This window comes from Streptomyces sp. NPDC001219, from assembly GCF_053597915.1.
This window is the reverse complement of record NZ_JBSFJF010000002.1, coordinates 208,036-228,130: the sequence shown is the minus strand read 5'-3', so window position 1 is coordinate 228,130 and position 20,095 is coordinate 208,036. Positions and strand designations below refer to the sequence as shown.

13 protein-coding genes are annotated in these 20,095 nt (G+C 71.6%); 3 read left to right on the top strand and 10 right to left on the bottom strand.

The window, feature by feature from the left end:
• Window positions 1-10: 10 nt before the first annotated feature.
• The 10 genes from ACWC9R_RS02495 to ACWC9R_RS02450 all read right to left on the bottom strand — a co-directional run bounded on the left by ACWC9R_RS02495 (window position 11) and on the right by ACWC9R_RS02450 (window position 15,608).
• A complete protein-coding gene (locus ACWC9R_RS02495) occupies window positions 11-5,302 on the bottom strand; it encodes a condensation domain-containing protein (RefSeq protein ID WP_450728249.1) in 5,292 nt (1,763 codons plus the stop codon).
• A gap of 22 nt (window positions 5,303-5,324) precedes the next feature.
• Window positions 5,325-7,226, bottom strand: coding sequence for an amino acid adenylation domain-containing protein (locus ACWC9R_RS02490; protein WP_450728247.1), 1,902 nt, complete (start codon window positions 7,224-7,226; stop codon window positions 5,325-5,327).
• A gap of 35 nt (window positions 7,227-7,261) precedes the next feature.
• On the bottom strand, window positions 7,262-8,311 hold the full coding sequence (locus ACWC9R_RS02485; protein ID WP_450728245.1) for an HAD-IIIC family phosphatase: 1,050 nt from the start codon (window positions 8,309-8,311) through the stop codon (window positions 7,262-7,264).
• Window positions 8,308-9,546, bottom strand: a complete 1,239-nt coding sequence (locus tag ACWC9R_RS02480; protein WP_450728243.1) for an acyl-CoA dehydrogenase family protein — start codon at window positions 9,544-9,546, stop codon at window positions 8,308-8,310. Before ACWC9R_RS02480 ends, ACWC9R_RS02485 begins: the two co-directional genes overlap by 4 nt.
• On the bottom strand, window positions 9,530-9,799 hold the full coding sequence (locus ACWC9R_RS02475) for an acyl carrier protein (protein ID WP_450728241.1): 270 nt from the start codon (window positions 9,797-9,799) through the stop codon (window positions 9,530-9,532). The genes ACWC9R_RS02480 and ACWC9R_RS02475 overlap by 17 nt, the downstream gene beginning before the upstream one ends.
• Entirely contained in the window at window positions 9,796-10,767 is a 972-nt protein-coding gene (locus tag ACWC9R_RS02470) for a 3-oxoacyl-ACP synthase (protein ID WP_450728288.1), read from the bottom strand. The genes ACWC9R_RS02475 and ACWC9R_RS02470 overlap by 4 nt, the downstream gene beginning before the upstream one ends.
• A 661-nt stretch (window positions 10,768-11,428) precedes the next feature.
• A complete protein-coding gene (locus ACWC9R_RS02465; protein WP_450728239.1) occupies window positions 11,429-12,679 on the bottom strand; it encodes an MFS transporter in 1,251 nt (416 codons plus the stop codon).
• Window positions 12,676-14,049 (bottom strand): GH1 family beta-glucosidase, encoded by a 1,374-nt coding sequence (locus ACWC9R_RS02460; protein WP_450728237.1) that lies wholly within the window; start codon window positions 14,047-14,049, stop codon window positions 12,676-12,678. Before ACWC9R_RS02460 ends, ACWC9R_RS02465 begins: the two co-directional genes overlap by 4 nt.
• A gap of 93 nt (window positions 14,050-14,142) precedes the next feature.
• On the bottom strand, window positions 14,143-14,409 hold the full coding sequence (locus tag ACWC9R_RS02455; protein ID WP_450728235.1) for a protealysin inhibitor emfourin: 267 nt from the start codon (window positions 14,407-14,409) through the stop codon (window positions 14,143-14,145).
• A gap of 110 nt (window positions 14,410-14,519) precedes the next feature.
• Window positions 14,520-15,608, bottom strand: a complete 1,089-nt coding sequence (locus ACWC9R_RS02450) for a M4 family metallopeptidase (protein WP_450728233.1) — start codon at window positions 15,606-15,608, stop codon at window positions 14,520-14,522.
• A 326-nt stretch (window positions 15,609-15,934) separates the two neighbouring features.
• Between ACWC9R_RS02450 and leuA the strand changes: the two genes are divergently transcribed.
• From leuA to ACWC9R_RS02435, 3 genes are all read left to right on the top strand, one after another.
• Window positions 15,935-17,713, top strand: a complete 1,779-nt coding sequence (gene leuA, locus ACWC9R_RS02445) for a 2-isopropylmalate synthase (RefSeq protein ID WP_450728231.1) — start codon at window positions 15,935-15,937, stop codon at window positions 17,711-17,713.
• A gap of 188 nt (window positions 17,714-17,901) precedes the next feature.
• Window positions 17,902-18,936 (top strand): SGNH/GDSL hydrolase family protein, encoded by a 1,035-nt coding sequence (locus tag ACWC9R_RS02440; protein WP_450728229.1) that lies wholly within the window; start codon window positions 17,902-17,904, stop codon window positions 18,934-18,936.
• A 338-nt stretch (window positions 18,937-19,274) separates the two neighbouring features.
• Window positions 19,275-19,982 (top strand): TerB family tellurite resistance protein, encoded by a 708-nt coding sequence (locus ACWC9R_RS02435; RefSeq protein WP_450728227.1) that lies wholly within the window; start codon window positions 19,275-19,277, stop codon window positions 19,980-19,982.
• Window positions 19,983-20,095: the final 113 nt, after the last annotated feature.

Here is a 20,095-nt window from a genome sequence, read left to right as displayed (position 1 = left end):
CCGAGCCGCGTCAGTCGGCGTGTGCGGGCCGTGCCGTGGCCGGCTTCGCAGGTGTGCTTGCGCTTGTGGTGTGGAGGGGCCACAGGCTGGACAGGGGTGCGCCGGGGGCGCGGGTGGCCGTACGCAGCACCGTGAGCACTCCTTCGACGAGAGCCTGGGCGGTCGACGCGTCGAAGAGTTCGGTGCGGTAGTCCAACGAGAGGGACAACTCGTCCCGCCCCGGCCCTTTGACGACGGACCAGGAGAGGTCCGGCTCGCTGTGGCCGGGCGGCAGCGTGAGCCGTCCCGCGTCGGTGTCGGGCCACACCACGGGGGCTGTCTCCACCCCGGCCGCCGAGCCGAGTGCCGCCGGCAGAGTGTGGTAGGCGTATGTCACATCGAACAGCGGTGCCCTGCCGGGCTCGTCGGGCAGACCGGCCGCGCGCACGATGTCGGCGAGCGGCACGTCCCCGTGCTGTTCCGCGACGGTGACGGCGCGCCGTACCCGGTCGGTGAGTTCCTCGAAGGACGGGTCGTCGGCCAGGTCCAGACGCAGCGGCAGGCTTCGCGCGAAGGTCCCCAGCCGAGTGCGGGCCGCCGAGAGGGGCAGCGCCATGCCGGTCAGCCCGATGAGCGCCTCGTCCGCCTCCGTGTGCAGGGCGAGTAAGGCGGCGACGGCCGCCAGCACGCTCTCCCTGGTCCCCAAACGGCCCACCGCGTGGGCGAGGTCGTCCGGAATCCGGGACCCGAGGGTGGCGGTGGCGTGGGTGCCGCCGACGGGCCGGGCCCGGTCCAGCGGGGGCGCGCCGTCGGCCAGTCCCGTCAAGGTCCTCGTCCAATAGGCCAGTTGGGTCTGCTGCCGGGGGCCTGCCCAAGGCTCGGTGTGCGCGGCGGACAGCGCGGGAAGGTCGGCCCGGTGTCCGTCCAGGCGGGCGCCGTAGAGCGCGAACAGGTCCCGGAAGAACACCTCCGGCTGGCCGCCGTCGTAGGCCTGCCGGAGGGTCGTCACCAACAGGATGTGCTGGGCCGGGCCCGTCGTCGCGAGGAGCGCGTGGAGCCGGCGACCCGATGCCGGATCGAGTACGAGTGCGGCCTCGGCCTGCGCGATCTCCCTGGCCGTGTCCAGGGGCTCGCTCTCGCCGGAGACGTCCGCGGTGGTGAGGAAGCCGTCGCCGAGCAACGAGCCGTGCCCCACGGCTTCGACGGTCCGGGCACGCAACACCTCGTGCCGCTCCGCCAGTTCCTCCAGCGCCGTGCGCAGCGCGGGGAGCCGCACCTCGCCGCGCAGCTCGAGGCAGCTGACGACGGGGTCGGCGACCGGGACCACCGGAGCGGGCGCCGTGTCCGATCGGCCCCTGACCGGTCCGATCGCCTTGGGAGGACCGCCGGGGAGCTCGGTGCAGCGGATGTCCTGGTTGTCCGCGACGGCGTGCAACAGCTCCATGAACGCCTCGGACATGGCGGAGATCGTGTCGGCGTCGAAGAGCTGCGTCGCGTACTCCAGCATGACCACGATCTCGTCCTTGTCCGCCAGCTCGCCGACCACCATCGAGATGTCGAACTTGGCGGTGCCGGGGGGCAGACCGGGGAAGTGCGGGTCGCTCTCCGGGTCGTACGCGGGAGTGACGGCGGTTTCGCCGAAGCCGACGGCCGGTGGCAGCGTCTGGTGCACGTACATCACGTCGAAGACGGGGTTTCGGCTTGGATCACGGTCGGCTGCGACCTCGCGCACGACCTTGTCGAACGGGACCTCCTGATGGTCGAGCGCGCCGAGCACCACCCCGCGCACCTGGCGCAGCAGCTCGCGGAAGCTCGGGTCGCCCGACAGGTCCGAGCGCAGCGCGACGGTGTTGTTGAAGAAGCCGAGCAGATCCCACAGTTCGGGCCGGTTACGACCGATGGTCGGGGTGCCGACGATGATGTCCCGCTGGCCCGACCAGTGTGCGAGCAGCACCTTGAGCGCGGTGAGCAGCACCATGAACAGAGTGGCCGTCTCCCGTCCGCCCACCTCGCGCAGCCGCTGCACCAGTGCGTCCGGGATGGTGAACCCGTGGGTCGCACCCGCGAAGTCCATCCGGTCGGCGCGCGGCCGGTCGGTGGGCAGCTCCAGCGCGGGCGGGTCGCTCAGCCGTTCGCGCCAGTAGCTCAGTTCACCGTCAAGGCGGGAGTCGGCCATCAGCTCGCGCTGCCAACGCGCGTAGTCCGCGTACTGCACCGGCAGCGGTTCGACGCCGGGGGCACGGTTCTCCAGGCGGGCGTTGTAGAACTCCAGCAGGTCCTTCATCTGGATCTCCGGAGCCCAGCCGTCGTTCACCGCATGGTGCATGCACCAGCAGACGATGTGGTCGTCATCGCCGATCCGCACGACGGTCACCCGTACCAGTGGTTCGTCGGCGATGTCGAAGACCCAGCGCTTGGCGGAGGTGATGACCGCACCCGCCGCGGTCTCCGGGGCATCTTCGGCCGAGACGTCAAGGTAGGTGAAGAAGTCGCCCAGTTCGGGCCGGATGATCAGCACGGGCCTGCCGTCGGCCTCGACGAAATTGGACCGCAGCACCTCGTGGTGCCGCGCCAGGTCCTCCCAGGCGAGCCTGAACTTCTCCACGTCCAGGGGGCCGCGGTACCGGGAGGCACCGGGGAGGTTGTAGAGCGTGGTCGTCGGGTCGAGCTGATGGTGGAACCACATGCGCTCCTGCCCGTACGACAGCACCGGCTCGCCGCCCGGGACGATCGGCGGCAACTCGGCGTCGGGCACCTCGGGGACGGCCTGGGCCGTCGGCGCGCCGACGGCGCTCGGTGTGGGCGCGTGCGGAGCCCGGTCGTGAATGGCCTCCGCGAGCGAGCTGACGACGGGGTGGTCGTAGACGTCCGCCAGCTTGAGCCGGACCCCGTGCCGCACCCGGACCCGCTCCACGAGCTGGAGAGCGATGACGGAGTTTCCGCCGATGGAGAAGTAGTCCGCGTCGGCCGGGACCTCGTCCGCGTGCAGCAGCTCGACGAGGGTGCCCCGCAGCCAGTCCAGTACGGTCCGGGGTTCTTCGGGCCCTTGGCCGCCGGGTGCGCGGACCGGTTCCTCGGCGGCAGGTGCAGGCACCGGAGCCGGAACGGGAGCCGGAGCAGTGGGCTCATGGAGCGCTTCGTCGAAGGACAGCACCTCACCCAGTGGTCTGGCCCAGCAGCGAACGCCGGTGAACGGATGTCCCGGCAGCGGAACCCGGCCCGCCGACGGGTGGGCCCGCAGTGCCGGCCAGTCCAGCGGGACGCCTTCCTCGTACAACCTGCCCAGCAGCTCCAGGACGGCGGCGTCGGCGTCGGCGGCACCGGGCCGCAGGCAGAGCACACGGGCGTCCGCGCGGTCGCGGAGGTGGGCCGTCAACCGGTCGCTGATCTCGCCCCGGGGAGCCAGCTCCACGAACACCACGGGGCCGGCGGAGAGTTGCTCGTCCGCCGCCGCGTGGAGCTGCTCCAGTCGCAGCGGGTTGCCCGCTACCGCGGCGTCCTGTCCGCTGCGCGCCCGCCGCAGCGTGGCGGTGTCCTCGGCGCTGAGATCGCCCCGCAGGTACCGGGCGGTGTAGTGGGAGATCCCCGAACTCATCAGCCCGTCCGGCGAGACGCCGGCCCGGACCAGCCCCTGGTATGTCGCGAGTTGTCCGCCGATCATCGCGGCCCGGTCGGCCGGTGCGGGCAGCTCGTCCGGCAGCTTGTCGCGCTGCTCGGCGGGTGCGGCGTCCGCGGAGAGCAGGAAGACCACCCGAGGCGTGGCCATGGCGCCGGTGGTGGTCGTCTCGGCCGTCTCGGGCGACGTGAGCCGACGCCAGGTGACCTCGGCGGCCAGGCGCGCCGCGAGCTCGGAGGTGTCCCGGGCGACCACGGACACACGGTGGGCGTCGTGGTCCCTGCCCTCGTTCAGCGTCCGCGCGACGGCGGCCAGCGGGTGGGCGCCGTCGCGCAGTGCGAGCGACAGCCGCTCGCACTGGGAGAGCAGATCCGTCCGGCTGCGGGCGGACACCGCGATCAGCTGCGGGGCGCTGTCGGCGGGGCGTACCGGGGTGGTGACCGGTGGCTGCTCCACCACGCAGTGCGCGTTGACGCCGCCGAGGCTGAACGAGCTCACGCCCGCCCGGCGAGTCTCGTCGTCCCACTCCTCGAGCGAGGTGACGACCTCAAGGCGGGCGCCTTCGAGGTCGACCTCGTCGGCGGGCTCCTCGAAGTGCAGTGAGGGATACAGCTCGCCGTGGTGCACGCTGAGTACCGTCTTGACCAGCCCGGCGATTCCCGCGGCGTGGTCCAGGTGCCCGATGTTGGTCTTGACCGAGCCCACCTTCACCGTCCGGTCGCCGTCGGGACGGGCGAGGGCCAGGCCCTCGGCCTCGACCGCGTCGCCGAGCCGGGTGCCCGAACCGTGTGTCTCGATGTATCCGGCGGTCGCCGGGTCCAGCGCGGCATTGCGCCATGCCTTGGTGATGACCTGGGCCTGCGAGCGGGCACTCGGTGTGCTGATGGTCGCGGAATGCCGGCCGTTGTGCACCACGGCGCTGCCCCGGATCACTGCGTGGATGAACGAGCCCTCCGTCAGTGCCCGTTCCAGCGTGGTGAGGAGCACTACCGCGCCGCCCTCGCCGAAGCCCGCGCCGTCCGCGGAGCGGTCGAAGGCGCGGGACCGGGCGGTGGGGGAGCTGATGCCGGGGAAGTCGGCCACCGTGGCCGCCGGCGGCACGATATGGCGCAGGCTCACCCCGCCCACGACGGCGTAGTCCGCGTCGCTGTCGCGGAGTTCACGGCATGCCTGGTGGACGGCGACAAGTGAGCCGTTGCAGCCGGTGTCCACGCCGTAGCAAGGGCCGAGGAAACCGAAGAGGTGGGAGATCCTGGCGGGCAGGGCGCAGGGGATGTTCCCGGACAGGCCAAGGGTGCCGTGCTCGCGCACCAGAGGCGCGTAGCCGTTGCTCGGCGAGCTGAAGATCACCGCTGTCCGGCTGTCCCGGAGCCCGGACGGTGCGTATCCGGCATTCTCCAGTGCCTCCTGAGTGAGCTGGAGCGCCAGGCGGTGCTGCGGGTCTGTCACCTCCGCCTCGCGGCGGGAAAGACCGAAGTGCTTGTGGTCGAAGAGGTCGATCCGCTCCAGGTAGCCCATCTCCGGGTAGTCGTGCCGGGGATCGAGCCCGGTACTCCGGACTCGTTCCGGAGGGATCGGGCGCACCGAGTCCCTCCCCGCCCGCAGGCTCGCCCGGAAGGCGGCGAGGGAATCCGCCTGCGGGAATCTCGTGGCGATGCCGATCACCGCGACGGCCGGCCTGTCGTGTGTCACGCCCGTACCGCTCATGTCGCCTCTCCGTTCACGCATGTCAGAGCTCGTATGTGGCCGGTGGGGCGTGTTCGGCGTGTTCCTCGTGCGTGCGCTCGCCCAGGCGGTCTGCGATCCGCTGCGCCTGGGTGGCGATGGTGATGTAGTCGAACAGCTCGCCCACCCGCAGTGCCTCGGGCCATTGCCTGTCCAGCCTGTCGTGCAGGTCGACGACCTTGATCGAACTCCCGCCGACAGCAAAGAAGTTGTCGTCCGGGGTGGAGTCGGAGTGTCCGAGGACCTCCGCCCAGATCCGGCCGACGGCGAGCCGGTGCCCGCTCCAGTCCCCGCCCGCGGTGCCTCCGGGGCCCTGCCGGTCTGTCGGGATCAGCGTGCGGAGGGTGGCCCGGTCCGCCTTGGTGCTGCGGTCGAGCGGCATGTGGTCGACCGGTACGAACAGGGTCGGTGTGGCCTGCTCCACCAGCCGGCCGCGGCAGTGTCCGCGCAGTTCCTCGGCGTCCGGCGGCCTGCTGCCGGGTGTCGGCAGCACGAACGCGATCACCTGTGGCTCGCCCTGCCCGGCACGCTCGCAGAGCACCACGGCCTGCTCCACGCCCGCATGGCGCTCCAGCACGCTTTCGATCTCGCCGAGTTCGATCCTCATACCGCGGACCTTGGCCTGATGGTCCGTTCTGCCGTGGTAGTGCAGCGCGCCCCGCTCGTCGACGCTGGCGATGTCCCCGGTGCGGTAGAGGCGCCCACCCGGTCGCCCGTACGGGTCCGCGATGAATCGCTCGGCCGTACGGGCCGGCTGGTTCGCGTAACCGATGGCCACCAGGGAGCCGCCGACGTAGAGCTCGCCCCGCTCCCCGGCCGGGGCTTCACGCAACCGCTCGTCCAGTACCAGGGTCTGCACGCCCGGCCAGGGCCGCCCGATGGGGACACGGTCCCGGGCCGGGTCCGGATCGGTCTCCACCGTGCAGGCGATGGTCGTCTCGGTGGGCCCGTACTCGTTGACGATCGGTATCCCTGGCAGTCGCTCGTGGTGCGCGCCCACCAGCTGGGGGGTGCACACCTCGCCCCCCACGACCACAAGACGCAGCGTGTCGGGCAGGCCGCCGGGGTCCTGGAGCACCGCCCGGTAGTAGGAGGGGATGTTGAACAGGTGTGTCACACCGTGTTCCCTGGCCAGCCGGACGAACTCCGCCACGTGCACGAGCTGTCGGGGGTCGGGCAGCACCAGTGTGTGACCGCCGGTGAGCGACCAGAACATTCCGCCGAGAATGCCGTCGAAGGACAGCCGCAACGCGATCAGGAAGACGGAGTGCTCGGTGCCGTACACCGGCCCCCGGCAGCTGATGGACGCCGCGAGCTGGCCCCGGCTGACCAGCACGCCCTTCGGCACACCGGTGGAACCCGAGGTGTAGGCGACGTAGGCGGGGCTCTGCTCCGGGACCGGTGGGTAGAGGTCGGTGGGCAGCTCCTGCCCTGCCTTGACGAGCAGCGTCAGCTGGAGGTCCGCCGCGTCCACGACCGTCGGCGGGGCGGGCATCGCCGCCAGTGCGGAGGCCGGCACGGCGTCGCCGCCCTCGCTCAGCACCACCGCGCAGTCGACGTCCCGGCACAGCGCCTCGAACCTCCCGACGGGCAGGTCCGGTTCCAGGACCGCCCAGGTGGCACCGGTGCGCAGTGCGGCGAGCATGGCGACCACGGACAGGGCGCTCTGCTGCGTCCGGACGCAGAGGACCCGCCCGGGCCGCAGCCCGTGTTGCCACAGCAGCTGCGCGAGACCGGCCGAGGCATGGTCGAGCTCGCGGTACGTCAGCGAGACCCCGCCGATGATGAGCGCGGTCGCCTCGGGCGCACTGACCACCTGCCTTCGGAAGGCGGCCCACACCGGCCGTTCCTCCCCCGGAGTGTCCGTGGGGACCAACTCATCGGTACCACCGGGACGTCGGGTCATCGCAGCCTCGCTTCCTGTGCCGTTTTCTGTGCCGTTCACGCCGCACCGGTGATCACGCGCGTGTGACCGGGGGCTTTGGGCAGCGGGCGCTCCGGGTCCACGGTGAGCACGAGGCGGTCCTCTTCGGTGACCGTCGCCTCGAAGCCGGCGAAGCGCATCGTGACCAGCATGTTCCGGTTGGCCTCGGTCGGGATGAAGTGCGCGACGGGGCGCCGGCCGGCCGCCAGGGCCCGCTGGATCAGATGGTGCAGCAGCACGCTCCCCGCACCCCGTGAGGCGACCCGGCAGGACATCAGCATCAGCCGCAGGACCGAGTCCCGCCCATCGAGTTCGGTGACGGCCAGGCCGATGATCCCGTAGTCCCCGAAGCGGTCGCGGAGCGTGGCCAGCAGCACCTGATGGTCCGGTGAGGAGCTCAGCCGGCGCAGTTCGTCGATGCCGTAGGTCAGGCCTGTGCTGTTGAGCTGATGCGTGCGGACGGTCAGCTCGCTGGCCCGGGACAGGTCGTCCTCGGTGGCCGGGCGCAGCTCCATGACCAGGTCGAGCGAGTCGAGGAACGCCTGGCGTCCTTCGGTGAACTCCTCTTCGGCCTCCTGGCGTTGCCACTCGGCCTGATAGAGCCGGCGTCGCCCGGTGGCCTCCGCGGTGAGGTGCTCGGGCCGGAAGTCCTGGTGTTCCGGCAGCTGTCCGACCTCCGACGCCGGGTAGCAGCGGACCATGGGGAGTTCGCTCGCGACCTCCGCCCGCTCCACCGGGTCGTTGTCGACGAACGCGATGGTGTCCAGCCCGATGTTGAGGGCCTTCGCGATGCGGCGCACCGCAGCGGACTTGGTGCCCCAGCCCACCTGTATCGCGCAGTACCAGTCGATCAGTCGGCGTTCCGTCAGATGACGGTGAGTGACTCCGTGTTCGCCACGGCTGGCGGCGGCATGCAGGATGCCGCGACGGTCCAGCTCGGCCAGGGTCTTCAGTGCCGCGGGGAAGGGGACGGGATCGTCGCCCTCCAGCACCACCCCGTCCCAGAGGGTGTCGTCCAAGTCCCACACCAGGCACTTGACGGTGGGTGCGCCCTCGGACGCCGTCACAGCGATCCTCCGGTGAGACCGGCCGCGACGGGGCGTTCCGGGCCGCGCGCCACACCACCGAAGCGCCGTAACAACCGCTCGGCTATGTGAAGTTCGGACACTTGCTGAGCTCCTTCGATGATCTCCATGACCTTGGCGTCCCGGAAGTGACGGCCGGCCCTGCTGTCGGGCGCGCAGCCGGCCGAGCCGAGTACCTGTACGGCGTCGCGGCTGGCCGTCGCCGCTGCGGAAGCCGCCGCGTACTTGGCCATGAGCGTCTCCGGCACCCCGTGCCCCGGCCCTGAGGCCCGTGCCTCCGCAGCCCTGCGAGCGAGTTCCCGGGCCCCGGCGGCGTCCACCGCCGCCCTGGCCAGCAGTGACCGGACCAACTGGTGGTCGCCCAGGGGGATGTCGCCCTGCCGACGGACTGCGGCATGGGTGGCGGCGTCCTCGACGCACGCCTCCGCCATGCCCACGCATCCCCAGGCGACCGTGAACCGGCCGTGGTCGAGCGCGGTGCCAACGACATGGGAGAGCCCCAGGCCGGGAGGGGCGACGAGCTGACGCCGGGGCACCCGCACACGGTCGAAGGACAGGTGGGCGATCCGGGCGGCCCGCATGCCGAGCTGGCCGTTCACCGGCTCCCGCTCGACGCCGGCGCGGTCCGCGTCCACGAGCACGGCGGTCGGTCTTCCCTCGTACGTGCCGAGGACCAGGAACACGTCGGCGACCGCACCGAAGGTGACCCACCTCTTGCGACCGCTCACGACCAGTTCCTGGTGGCCCGACCGGTCCGACGCCTCGATACGGGTTTCCACCGACCCCAGCGCGCTGCCGGCGCCCTGCTCGCTCGCCGCGAAGCCGGCGGTCAGCTCGCCGCCGGCCAGCCCGGGCAGCCAGTCGGCGCGCTGTGCCTCGGTGCCCCAGCGCAGCAGCGCCGCCGCGACCATGCCTTGTACGGTCAGCAGCCCGCGCAGGGCGCTGCACTCACCACCGATCCGTGCGGTGATCTCCCCGAGCGTGAGCGGATGAAGGCCTACGCCCCCGTACCGCCCGGGCAGGTCCGCGGCGAGCAGTCCCGACGCGGCGAGCTTCTTGCGCACCGAATCGGGCAGTCCGCCGTCCTGGTCCCAACGAGAGGCGCACTCATGCGCGTGGGCCGCCACATCGGCCGCGACCGGGGACAGATCCACGGGCTCCACGGGCGACAGATCCGTCGTCGCGGCGCCGGGGCGGCTTTCAGGAACCCTCGACATGCGCTTCTCCCAGCTCGGGTGCTCCGGTCTTGCGCCGGACGAACTCCGTGATGCGGTTGGCGGTCCTGAAGCTGTCCAGATCCAGGTCCTCGACCTCGACGGTGAGGGCGAAGTGGCTCTCGACGAAGGTCACCAGCTCCAGTGCGAACAGTGAGTCGGCGAGGCCCTGCGCGAAGTAGTCGTCGTCCGGCTCGACCTGCCGGCGAAGAGCCGCGCTCAGAAAGCCGGTGATCTGCGAGGTGATGTCGTTCATGCCGCGTCCTCCTGTGGACCTGTCTCGACCAGCAGCAGACTCCAGGCAGCCACCGGACTCACGTTGATCAGGACCGCAAGGTCGCCGGGGGCCAGCTCCTTGCGGTCGAGTGCTGTGCGGAGATTGAGGAAGACGTCATTGGGACCGAGGTGTCCGTACTGCCGGAGGTTCTCCCGGCACGCCGGCAGCAGCTCGATGTCCAGGGAGTCCTCAAGGAAGGCGAAGCTCCCGGCGGACAGGTTCTGGCTGACGAAGCCGGCGACGTCCCCCCGGCTGATTCCGTTGCGCCGCAGCAGGTCGCCCAGCATCGCGGAGAAGCGGTTGCGCGTCTCCATGGCCAGGCGGAAGGAGTAGGTGCTGGGCTCCGTGCACTGTTCGCGCCACTGAGCGGTGGGGCGGTCCCGGTAGTCGACGTGGAAGAGGTCCCAGTAGCGCCCGTTGGTCAGCTGCGCGATGTCGCGTACCCGTATCCGCCCGCTGCGGGAGAGCAGCAGCGCCTGCCCGCCGTCGCCGTTGACCGTGACGGGGTGGCGGTAGCGCAGGGCGGCGGCCGGTTTGCTGCCGTGCACGACCAGGACGTGCTCCAGGGCAGGGTCCGCGGCCAGCAGTCCGCGGGCCGTCAGCAGGGCCGGGGTGATCGAGACACAGCCGAGCCCGCCCACCGAGAAAGTGGTGGCGTTGTCGGCGCCGAGCTGGTGCTGGAGCCTGGTCACCTCGGAGCTGAGGAACGTCTCCTGGACCCGCGACTCCACCATCACCAGGGCGCCCAGGTCCCGGGCGTCAAGCCCGGCCTGTTCGAGCGCTCGGCGCGCGGCACGTTCCGCGAGAGTGACGGCGCTCAGCCGGTCGTCCGCCCGGACCGTGTCGATACCCAGACCGTCGCGGGTGGCGCGCTCGGTCTCGTCGAGCGTCCTTACGTCGGTGACCGGCAGAGTGCGCTCGGGCAGATACCAGGCGGCGCTGCGGATGGCGACGGGTGCTGCGCCATGGTGGAGGGCCTGCTGGGACACGCTCGTTCCCTCTCGTCTAAGGCAGGATGTCCGGGCTGTCAGCCGATCCCGGGAGCCTGCTCGCCGGGGCGCAGCGTGGAGTCGAACAGGGAGATTCGGCGGGCCTGTCTCTGTTCGGACATGGTCTTGCCTCCATGCTCGTCTGACCTGCGCATCAGGAAGATCGGACGCCATGCTGGTGGTGCCGCACGGCGGTACTCCGGGTTAAGCCGTGGTCACGAGTGGTGGACGGCGGGTCTGCCGACGGACGTCCGAGGACCCACGGACATCGAGGTGGGTTCGACACGGACGGGGCAAACGCCTGGACAGGACGGTGGGGGCCACATGCTCAGGAACCGGAGTGGAACGGCTTCATCCTGCCCTCAGGGCCGTATGGCCGCGATGTCTTTAAGTGGGCGGCAAATGTGCCAGGTGAGCGGGCCGTCGCGGGCAGGGCCGACCGGGCGCGGCGCCTGGTGCCGGAGCGAAGGACGGCTGCGTCAGCCGGGCCACGGCGTCGGACTCATCGACTCGATCGTCGGCCTGCCCGGCATGGTCCGGGCAGGGGCAGGGCGACTGCGATGTCACCCACAACTGGGTGACGTGCTCCGCCTTGGAGCTGCGGCCCGCCCGCCCGGCCTCATGCCACCCCCCTGATCCTGCGCACCAGCAGCGCCCCCAGCAGCCCGACGGCCGCCGCGACGCCGTACAGCACCCGGTAGCCGCCGAGGTGCTGCACGATCGGGGCGGCCAGTACCGGGGCGGCCACCTGCGGCAGGGCGTTGGCGACGTTGATGACGCCCAGGTCCTTGCCGCGGTCGGCGGCGGCCGGCAGCACCTCCGTCATCAGCGCGAAGTCGACCGAGGTGAAGACACCGAAGCCGACCCCGAGCAGCGCCGCGGCGCACAGTGCGCCCGGCCAGGTCTGCCACCCGGCCAGCAGCACGGTCGCCACCGTCATCAGCACGCCCGCCCACAGCACGAACGGCTTCCGGCGCCCCACCCGGTCCGACCAGAGGCCGCCGACGACGACGGTGCCGAGCAGCGTCACGGCGTTGACGGCGGTCAGCACCAGCACCCCGCCGTCCGGGTCCGGCCGGTGCAGCACGTCGCGCAGGTAGTAGAGCAGGTACAGCAGGGCCAGCGCGTTGCCGAGGTTGATCAGGAACCGGGTCAGCCAGGCCCACCCCAGATCGGGGTGGCGGCGCGGGCTGATCAGGAACCCGGCGAGCAGGGCCCGTGCGCCGCCCGCCGGACGCCGCCCGGCCGGCAGCACCGGGTCCCGGTGCAGCAGCACGTACGGGAGGGTGCCCAGCACCGCGAAACCGGCACAGGCGAGATAGCCGGCGACCACCCCGCCCGCGAGCGTCGCCAGCCCCGTACCGGTCACCACCCCGAGGATCTGCGCGGCGCCCACCCAGCCGCCCACCGCCCCGCGCTGCCGCTGGGGCACCCGGTCCGGCACCGCCGCCGTGACCGCGGCGAACGCCGCGTTGAGGGTGAGCTGCACCAGACACCACCCCAGCGCCATCTGCGGCACCGTGTCCGCCCCGGCCAGCAGCACCAGCGCCCCGGCCCCGCCCAGGACGCCCGCGAGGACCCAGGGGGTACGCCGCCCGAACCGCGAGGCGGTACGGTCCGACAGCGCCCCGAACAGCGGGTTCGCCACCATCGAGACGACCGCGCCCGCCCCCGTCACCCACGCCAGCACCGACTCCTTCGCGGTGCCGGGCGGCGCGAGTTCCGCGGCCTGGAGGGCGAGCAGGATCTGCAGCGGCCCGTACCACCCGACCCAGACCGCCCCGTTGGCCAGCGAGAGCGCGGCGGTCCACCCGCGCCCGGCCCGCTCCGCCGGCTCCGTGAGCGCCTCCGGAGCCGTGGGGCGGCTCACTCCCTGGCCTGCTCCCGGAGGGCGTCCCGCAGCCAGCGGAACGACGCCTTGGGCGTCCGCTCCAGCGTCGTGTAGTCGACGTGCACCAGCCCGAACCGGCGGGCGTACCCCTCCGCCCATTCGAAGTTGTCCATCAGTGACCACACGAAGTAGCCCCGCACGTCCACCCCGGCCGCCATGGCCGTGTGCAGCGCCCGCAGATGCCCGTCCAGGAACGCGATCCGCTCCCGGTCCTCGACGCCCTCGTAGGAGCACCCGTTCTCGGTGATCACGACGGGCGGCAGCCGGTCGCCGTAGCGCTCCTGGAACGACAGCAGCAGTTCGGTGAGCGCCTCCGGCACCACCGGCCAGCCGAAGTCGGTCCGCGGATAGCCCTCGATCTCCCTTGGCGCGAAGGGCAGTTCGGGCGGTAGCTGGATGCCGCCGAAGTCGGCCGCGGCAGTCCCCCCGGCCCCGGGGGCGCCCACCAGCGTCGGCTGGTAGTAGTTGATCCCGTACCAGTCCAGCGGCTGCGCGATGACCTTCAGATCCTCGGCGACCGGCCCCGGCAGCAGGGCCGCCAGCTCCTCGTCCGGATACCGCCCCAGCAGCACCGGCTCCGCGAACAGCCGGTTGAGCAGCAGGTCGTAGAGGCCGGCCGCCGCGGTGTCCGCCTCCGACACGCTCGCCGTCCAGGTCGGCCCGTGCGAGTTGGCGATGCCGATGTCCGTCGCCCCGCGGGCCCGCAGCGCCTGTACGGCGAGGCCGTGCCCCAGCAGCTGGTGGTGTGCCGCCGGCAGCGCGTCGAACAGCAGCTGCCGCCCCGGGGCGTGCTGGCCCAGCCCATAGCCGAGCAAGGTCACTTCGGCCGGTTCGTTGAGCGTGATCCAGCGCCGCACCCGGTCCCCGAGCCGCTCCGCCACCGCGTCCGCGTACGCCGCGAACCGCTCGGCGGTCTCCCGGACCAGCCACCCGCCGCGGTCCTCCAGGGCCTGCGGGGTGTCCCAGTGGAACAGCGTCGGCACCGGCGCGACGCCCGCCGCCAGCAGCGCGTCCACCAGCCGGTCGTAGAAGTCCAGCCCGGCCGCGCTGACCGCCCCGGCGCCGTCCGGCACCACCCGGGGCCAGGCCACCGAGAACCGGTACGCGCCGACCCCCAGCTCCGCCAGCAGCCGCACGTCCTCGCGGTACCGGTGGTAGTGGCCGGTCGCCACCCGCGCGTCCGACCCGTCCTTGATCCGCCCCGCCTCCGCCGCGAACACGTCCCACACGGACCGCCCGCGCCCGCCGTCGGTCACCGCCCCCTCGATCTGCGCGGCGGACGTGGACACCCCCCACACGAAGTCACGGGGGAAGCGGGGCAGCGGGGCGGGCACCGGTTCGGTCGTCATGCGCCGGATCTTTGTAACCGGCGGTAACGGTGTCAAGAGGGCGGGGCCGCCCGGGAGTTGACCCGGACGGCCCCGCGAGATCTCCGGAGGCGGCTACGCCCCTTCCTTCATCACCTTCGTGATCAGTGACCGCTGTTCCTTGGTGAGGCGCGGGTCGGAGCAGTAGACCGTGCGGCCGTCGACCGTGATCTGGTAGCTGAAGCCGTCCGGGACCCCGACGGGGGGTTCGGTGCGGGCGGTGGCGACGGCCTGTTGGGCCAGGTCCTGCCAGTCATCGGCGTCGGGGCGGCCCGAGGTGTCGACCTCGGCGCGGCGGTCGACGCCCGCGAAGCCTCCGGTGCGATGGACGTGAATGCGCATATCGGACTCCTCCGACGTCTTCGACGGACTCCTACCCCGTATGGCCACGGTAATCGTGCGCGGGGCGGAAGGCGCTGCCGAATCCCGCCGCCCCGCGTGGTGCGGCGCCGCTACTTCGTGGTGACGCCGACCTGGGTCCAGGCCTTGACCGTCGCCTCGTGCTCGTCGCCGGCGCCGTAGCGGGCCTGCGCCGCCTTGACGGTGAGCGTGGCGAAGTCGGTGAAGGTGGCGTTCTTGCCGAGCTCGCCGCCGGTCAGCACGTCGTACCAGATCTGCCCGGCGCGCTCCCAGGCCTTGCCGCCGATGGCGGTGGCGGCCAGGTAGAAGGCGTGGTTGGGGATGCCGGAGTTGATGTGCACGCCGCCGTTGTCGTCGGTCGTTTTGACGTAGTCCTTCATGGCGGCGGGCTGCGGGTCCTTGCCGAGGACGTCGTCGTCGTAGGCGGTGCCCGGGGCCTTCATCGAGCGCAGGGCGGTGCCGGTGACGTTCGGGCCGAGCAGGTCGGCGCCGATCAGCCAGTCGGCCTGGTCGGCGGTGTGGCCGAGGGCGTACTGCTTGATCAGCACGCCGAAGACATCGGAGACCGACTCGTTGAGGGCGCCGGACTGGCCCTGGTAGTCGAGGTTGGCGGTGTACTGGGTGACACCGTGGGTCAGCTCGTGGCCGATCACGTCGACGGGGATGGTGAAGTCCTTGAACAGGTCGTTGTCGCCGTCGCCGAAGACCATCCGCTCGCCGTCCCAGAAGGCGTTGTCGTACCGCCGGCCGTAGTGGACGGTCGCGTTGAGCGGCAGGCCGGCGCCGTCGATGGACTTGCGGCCGTAGACCTTGAGGTAGAGCTCGAAGGTGGCGCCCAGGCCGGCGTGGGCGCGGTTGACGGAGGCGTCCTTGGAGGGGCCGTCGGACTCCTTGCGCACCTTCTTGCCGGGCAGGTCCTCGCGGTGGCGGGCGTCGTAGATGGTGCGGTTCGGCTTGTCGGCCCCGGCGCCGGCCTCGCCGGGGGTGAGGCCGCCGCGGTCGGCGATCGCGCGGCGCTCGGTGCGCCGTACGTGGTCGTGCTCCAGGGTGCGGCGGGCGGGCTCGTGCCGCTCCGGGTCGTCCGACTGGGCCAGGTTGTCGAGGATGTGCGGCGGGATGATCGTGCAGAAGACGGGCGTGTGGCAGGTGGCGGGATCTGACTGCGCGTCGTTGAGGTCCATGCACAAACGGTGGCACTGTGTAATGCGGCTGTCACTGCCCGCGTCCAAGATTCCCGTAAAAGTGTGGTTGGTCGCATTTAGGTCGTAACGTCCGTCCGGTCCCGCATACTGATACGCGACCGCCAGACAGGGCGTACCTCGGTTAGGGTGCTGTGCATCATGCGTTTCGGGCTGCTTCTCCTTAGCTGCCGCGGCGAGGGCCTGTAGTCGTAGGCCGACCCCCTCCCCGCGGAGTTCGGTGCTGCGATCTGTCGCCCCGTCGGCCCCGCCCTGACTCTTCTGGAGCAGGGGCACCCCCAGCGGACATACGAGGAGCCCTACGCATCATGACGAATCCGTCGAGCCCCGCAGGCCATGCCGTCGGCCGTCCCACCCCGGTCACCAACGCGACGCAGCTGCAGCGCCCCTCCGGGATGCCGGTCCACCGGTACGGCCGCTACGAGGCGGTCGACATCCCCGACCGCACCTGGCCGGACAACCGCATCACCGTCGCGCCCCGCTGGCTCTCCACCGACCTGCGCGACGGCAACCAGGCGCTGATCGACCCGATGTCGCCCGCCCGCAAGCGCGAGATGTTCGACCTGCTGGTGCGCATGGGCTACAAGGAGATCGAGGTCGGCTTCCCGTCCTCCGGCGAGACGGACTTCGCGTTCGTCCGCTCGATCATCGAAGAGGGCGCGATCCCCGAGGACGTGACGATCTCCGTCCTGACGCAGGCCCGCGAGGAACTGATCGAGCGCACCGTCGAGTCGCTGCGTGGCGCCCACCGCGCCACGGTGCACCTGTACAACGCCACCGCGCCCACCTTCCGCCGGGTCGTCTTCCGCGGCTCGAAGGAGCAGGTCAAGCAGATCGCTGTGGACGGCACCCGGCTGGTCATGGAGTACGCCGACAAGATCCTGGGCGACGAGACGATCTTCGGCTACCAGTACAGCCCGGAGATCTTCACCGACACCGAGCTGGACTTCGCCCTGGAGGTCTGTGAGGCGGTCTGTGACGTCTGGCAGCCCGAGGAGGGCCGCGAGATCATCCTGAACCTGCCGGCCACCGTCGAGCGCTCCACGCCCTCCACCCACGCCGACCGCTTCGAGTGGATGGCGCGCAACCTGACCCGGCGCGAGCACGTATGCCTGTCCGTGCACCCGCACAACGACCGGGGCACCGCGGTCGCCGCCGCCGAGCTGGCGATCATGGCGGGCGCCGACCGCATCGAGGGCTGCCTGTTCGGGCAGGGCGAGCGCACCGGCAACGTCGACCTGGTGACGCTGGGGATGAACCTGTTCTCCCAGGGCGTCGACCCGCAGATCGACTTCTCGCAGATCGACGAGATCCGTCGCACCAGCGAGTACTGCAATCAGATGGAGATCCACCCGCGCCACCCCTACGCGGGCGATCTGGTCTACACCGCCTTCTCCGGCTCCCACCAGGACGCCATCAAGAAGGGCTTCGACGCCATGGAGGCCGAGGCCACCGCCGCCGGCAAGACCGTGGACGACATCGAGTGGGCGGTCCCGTACCTGCCCATCGACCCCAAGGACGTCGGCCGCTCCTACGAGGCCGTCATCCGCGTCAACTCGCAGTCCGGCAAGGGCGGTATCGCCTACGTCCTGAAGAACGACCACAAGCTGGAACTGCCGCGCCGGATGCAGATCGAGTTCTCCCGGATCATCCAGGAGAAGACCGACGCCGAGGGCGGCGAGGTCACGCCGGCCGCCATCTGGTCGGCCTTCCAGGACGAGTACCTGCCCAACCCCGAGAACCCCTGGGGCCGCATCCAGGTCAGGAACGGCCAGACCACCACCGACAAGGACGGCGTCGACACCCTGACCGTCGAGGCCGAGGTGGACGGCGCGGAGACGGTGCTGGTCGGTACCGGCAACGGCCCGATCTCGGCGTTCTTCCACGCGCTGCAGGGCATCGGCGTCGACGCGCGGCTGCTGGACTACCAGGAGCACACCATGAGCGAGGGAGCCTCCTCGCTGGCCGCCTCGTACATCGAGTGCGCCATCGGCGACAAGGTCCTGTGGGGCATCGGCATCGACGCGAACACCACCCGCGCCTCGCTGAAGGCCGTGGTCTCCGCCGTCAACCGCGCGGGCCGCTGACGCCCGCACCGCACGCTGTCCCCGGCGCCCCCGTGGCTCTCTCCGAGCCGCGGGGGCGCCGTTGTGCGACCCCGCCACCTGAAGGTGGGGTTTGGGCACCACTCATGTCACGGTGAGTAAGTGAGTCAGTACGTTTGGTGATGAGCGCTCGTCGGACAGGCCGCGGCGCGGACACCAAGGACGTGCAGATGAGCAGATACGGCATGCCCGCACTCTCCCGGCTGGCCGTCGCGGCGGCGGCCTCGCTGGCCGTGGTGGCCGCCGCGTTCGCCCCGGCGGCGTCCGGCACCCCGGCCCGGACGGCGGACCGCCCGCAGTACGTGGCGCTCGGCGACTCCTATAGCGCCGGGGTGTTCGTCCGCCCCTGGGAGGAGCACGATGGCTGCGGCCGCTCCGGGCGCAACTACCCGCACCAGGTCGCCGGACAGCTCGGACTCCAGCTGACGGATGTGACCTGCGGGGCCGCCGAGGTGGTCGATGGCGTCCTGGCCTCCCAGCCGGCGTCCAAGATCTACGGGCCGCCGACCATCCCGCCCCCGGGCGGCTGGTCCGATCTGCCCCCGCAGGTCGCGGCGCTGAGCCCGGACACCGACTACGTGACCGTCGGCATCGGCGGCAACTCCCTCGGCTTCGGGCCCATCGTGAAGAAGTGCCTCGAACTCGGCGCCACCAGCCCCTTCAAGCTGAAGCCCTGTACCGACCACTACAGCAACGGCGGTGCGGGCGAGGAGTGGCTGGAGGGGCAGTTCACCCGGCTCGACACCGACCTCGCCCACATGATGAGGGAGGTCCACCGGCGGGCACCGCACGCCCGGGTCGCGGTCGTCGGTTATCCGGCCATCGTCCCCGACAACTCCGGCTGCACCTTCGGCCGCTGGAACCAGCTCGGCACCGTCAAGAAGGGCGACATGCCCTGGCTCGACAGCCTCGAACTCCGCCTGAACGCACTGCTGGAGAAGCGCGCCGCCTACCACGCCGCGACCTACGTCGACACCTACGGGCCGAGCACCGCGCACGGGGTGTGCGAGAGCGGCGACGCGAAGTGGATGTACGGCGTCAAGGACAACCTCACCGGACACGGCGACCAGACCGACCCGCCGAACGAGCAGTGCCGCTCCCTCCCCGGCACCGGCGAGGCCTGCACCTTCGTCCACCCCAACGCCCGCGGCCTCGACAACCAGACGCGGCAGGTGGCCCGCGCCCTGATGGCCTCGTCCGGCTGACGGCTGACGGCTGACGGCTGGCGGCTGACGGCGGCTCCGGCGCGGCCCGCCGCCCCCACCGGTTTTGGCCAAAGCCTGGCCCCCGTCAAGCGCGGTCCCTCCGGCCACCCCACCCGCACCCCGCCTCCTCATGGCCACGCGCTTCACGGCGTCCCCAGGCCCCGCCCCCGGCCTTCCGCGGGGGCGGGGCCCTCCGTCATCCGGCCAGTTGTCCGGTACGAGGTGCTGACGCCGCATCACACATGTGGCTAACATCACGTCCCATACGACGAGGGGGTCATGGGGGGACTCCCACCCGTGTCCCGGGCGTCATGGGTGAGTTACGGAGGGCTGACGTGATGCGCAAGATGCGTGTGATGGGCGTGCGCACGTCCTGGCGTACCGTCGCCGACGGCGAGTTCTTCTGCCCGGACTGCGGCGGGGACCGCAACTACCTCCGCCGGACCGGCCGCCGCCGCCTCACCGTCCTCGGCCTCCCGCTCCTCTCCCGCGGCGCCACCGGCCCCGTCCTGGAGTGCTCCGCCTGCCACGGCCACTTCGGCCCGGACGCCCTGGACCACCCCACCACCGTCCGCTTCTCGGCGATGCTCCGGGACGCCGTCCACACCGTCACCCTCGCGCTGCTGGCCGCCGGCGGCACCTCCTCCCGCGCGGTCCGCGACACCGCCGTCGACACGGTCCGCGTGGCCGGCTTCGCGGACTGCTCCGAGGACGAGCTGCTGACCCTGCTCGCCGCCCTCGCCGCCGACACCGCCCGGCTCACCGGCACCTACGGCGCGGTCACCGGCGGCCACTGCGGCCACCGGGGCCTGGACCCGTGCGGCACCGCGCTGGCCATAGAGCTCCACGAGGCGCTGGAGCCGCTGGCCCCGCACCTCGCCCCGGCGGGCCGGGAGTCGCTCCTCCTCCAGGGCGCCCGGATCGCCCTCGCCGACGGCGCCTACACCCCCGCCGAACGCGAGGTGCTCAGCACCGTCGGCAGCGCCCTGATGCTGCGCCCCGCCGAGACCGGCCGACTGCTGGCCGCGGCCCGTACACCGTCCTGACGGAGGCCGGGCGTCCGTCATCCCCCCGGACGTCCGGACAGCGCGAGGCCCCGTCACCCGGGCAGGGTGACGGGGCCTCGCGCCATGACGGCGGGCCGGTCCAGGCCCGCTTC

What these genes read in the sequence shown, in the direction of transcription:
- ACWC9R_RS02495 (WP_450728249.1), bottom strand. Translation starts at nt 5,302, where the DNA reads ATGAGCGGTACGGGCGTGACACACGACAGGCCGGCCGTCGCGGTGATC.
- ACWC9R_RS02490 (WP_450728247.1), bottom strand. Translation starts at nt 7,226, where the DNA reads ATGACCCGACGTCCCGGTGGTACCGATGAGTTGGTCCCCACGGACACT.
- ACWC9R_RS02480 (WP_450728243.1), bottom strand. Translation starts at nt 9,546, where the DNA reads ATGTCGAGGGTTCCTGAAAGCCGCCCCGGCGCCGCGACGACGGATCTG.
- ACWC9R_RS02475 (WP_450728241.1), bottom strand. Translation starts at nt 9,799, where the DNA reads ATGAACGACATCACCTCGCAGATCACCGGCTTTCTGAGCGCGGCTCTT.
- ACWC9R_RS02460 (WP_450728237.1), bottom strand. Translation starts at nt 14,049, where the DNA reads ATGACGACCGAACCGGTGCCCGCCCCGCTGCCCCGCTTCCCCCGTGAC.
- ACWC9R_RS02455 (WP_450728235.1), bottom strand. Translation starts at nt 14,409, where the DNA reads ATGCGCATTCACGTCCATCGCACCGGAGGCTTCGCGGGCGTCGACCGC.
- ACWC9R_RS02450 (WP_450728233.1), bottom strand. Translation starts at nt 15,608, where the DNA reads ATGGACCTCAACGACGCGCAGTCAGATCCCGCCACCTGCCACACGCCC.
- leuA (WP_450728231.1), top strand. Translation starts at nt 15,935, where the DNA reads ATGACGAATCCGTCGAGCCCCGCAGGCCATGCCGTCGGCCGTCCCACC.
- ACWC9R_RS02440 (WP_450728229.1), top strand. Translation starts at nt 17,902, where the DNA reads ATGAGCAGATACGGCATGCCCGCACTCTCCCGGCTGGCCGTCGCGGCG.
- ACWC9R_RS02435 (WP_450728227.1), top strand. Translation starts at nt 19,275, where the DNA reads ATGCGCAAGATGCGTGTGATGGGCGTGCGCACGTCCTGGCGTACCGTC.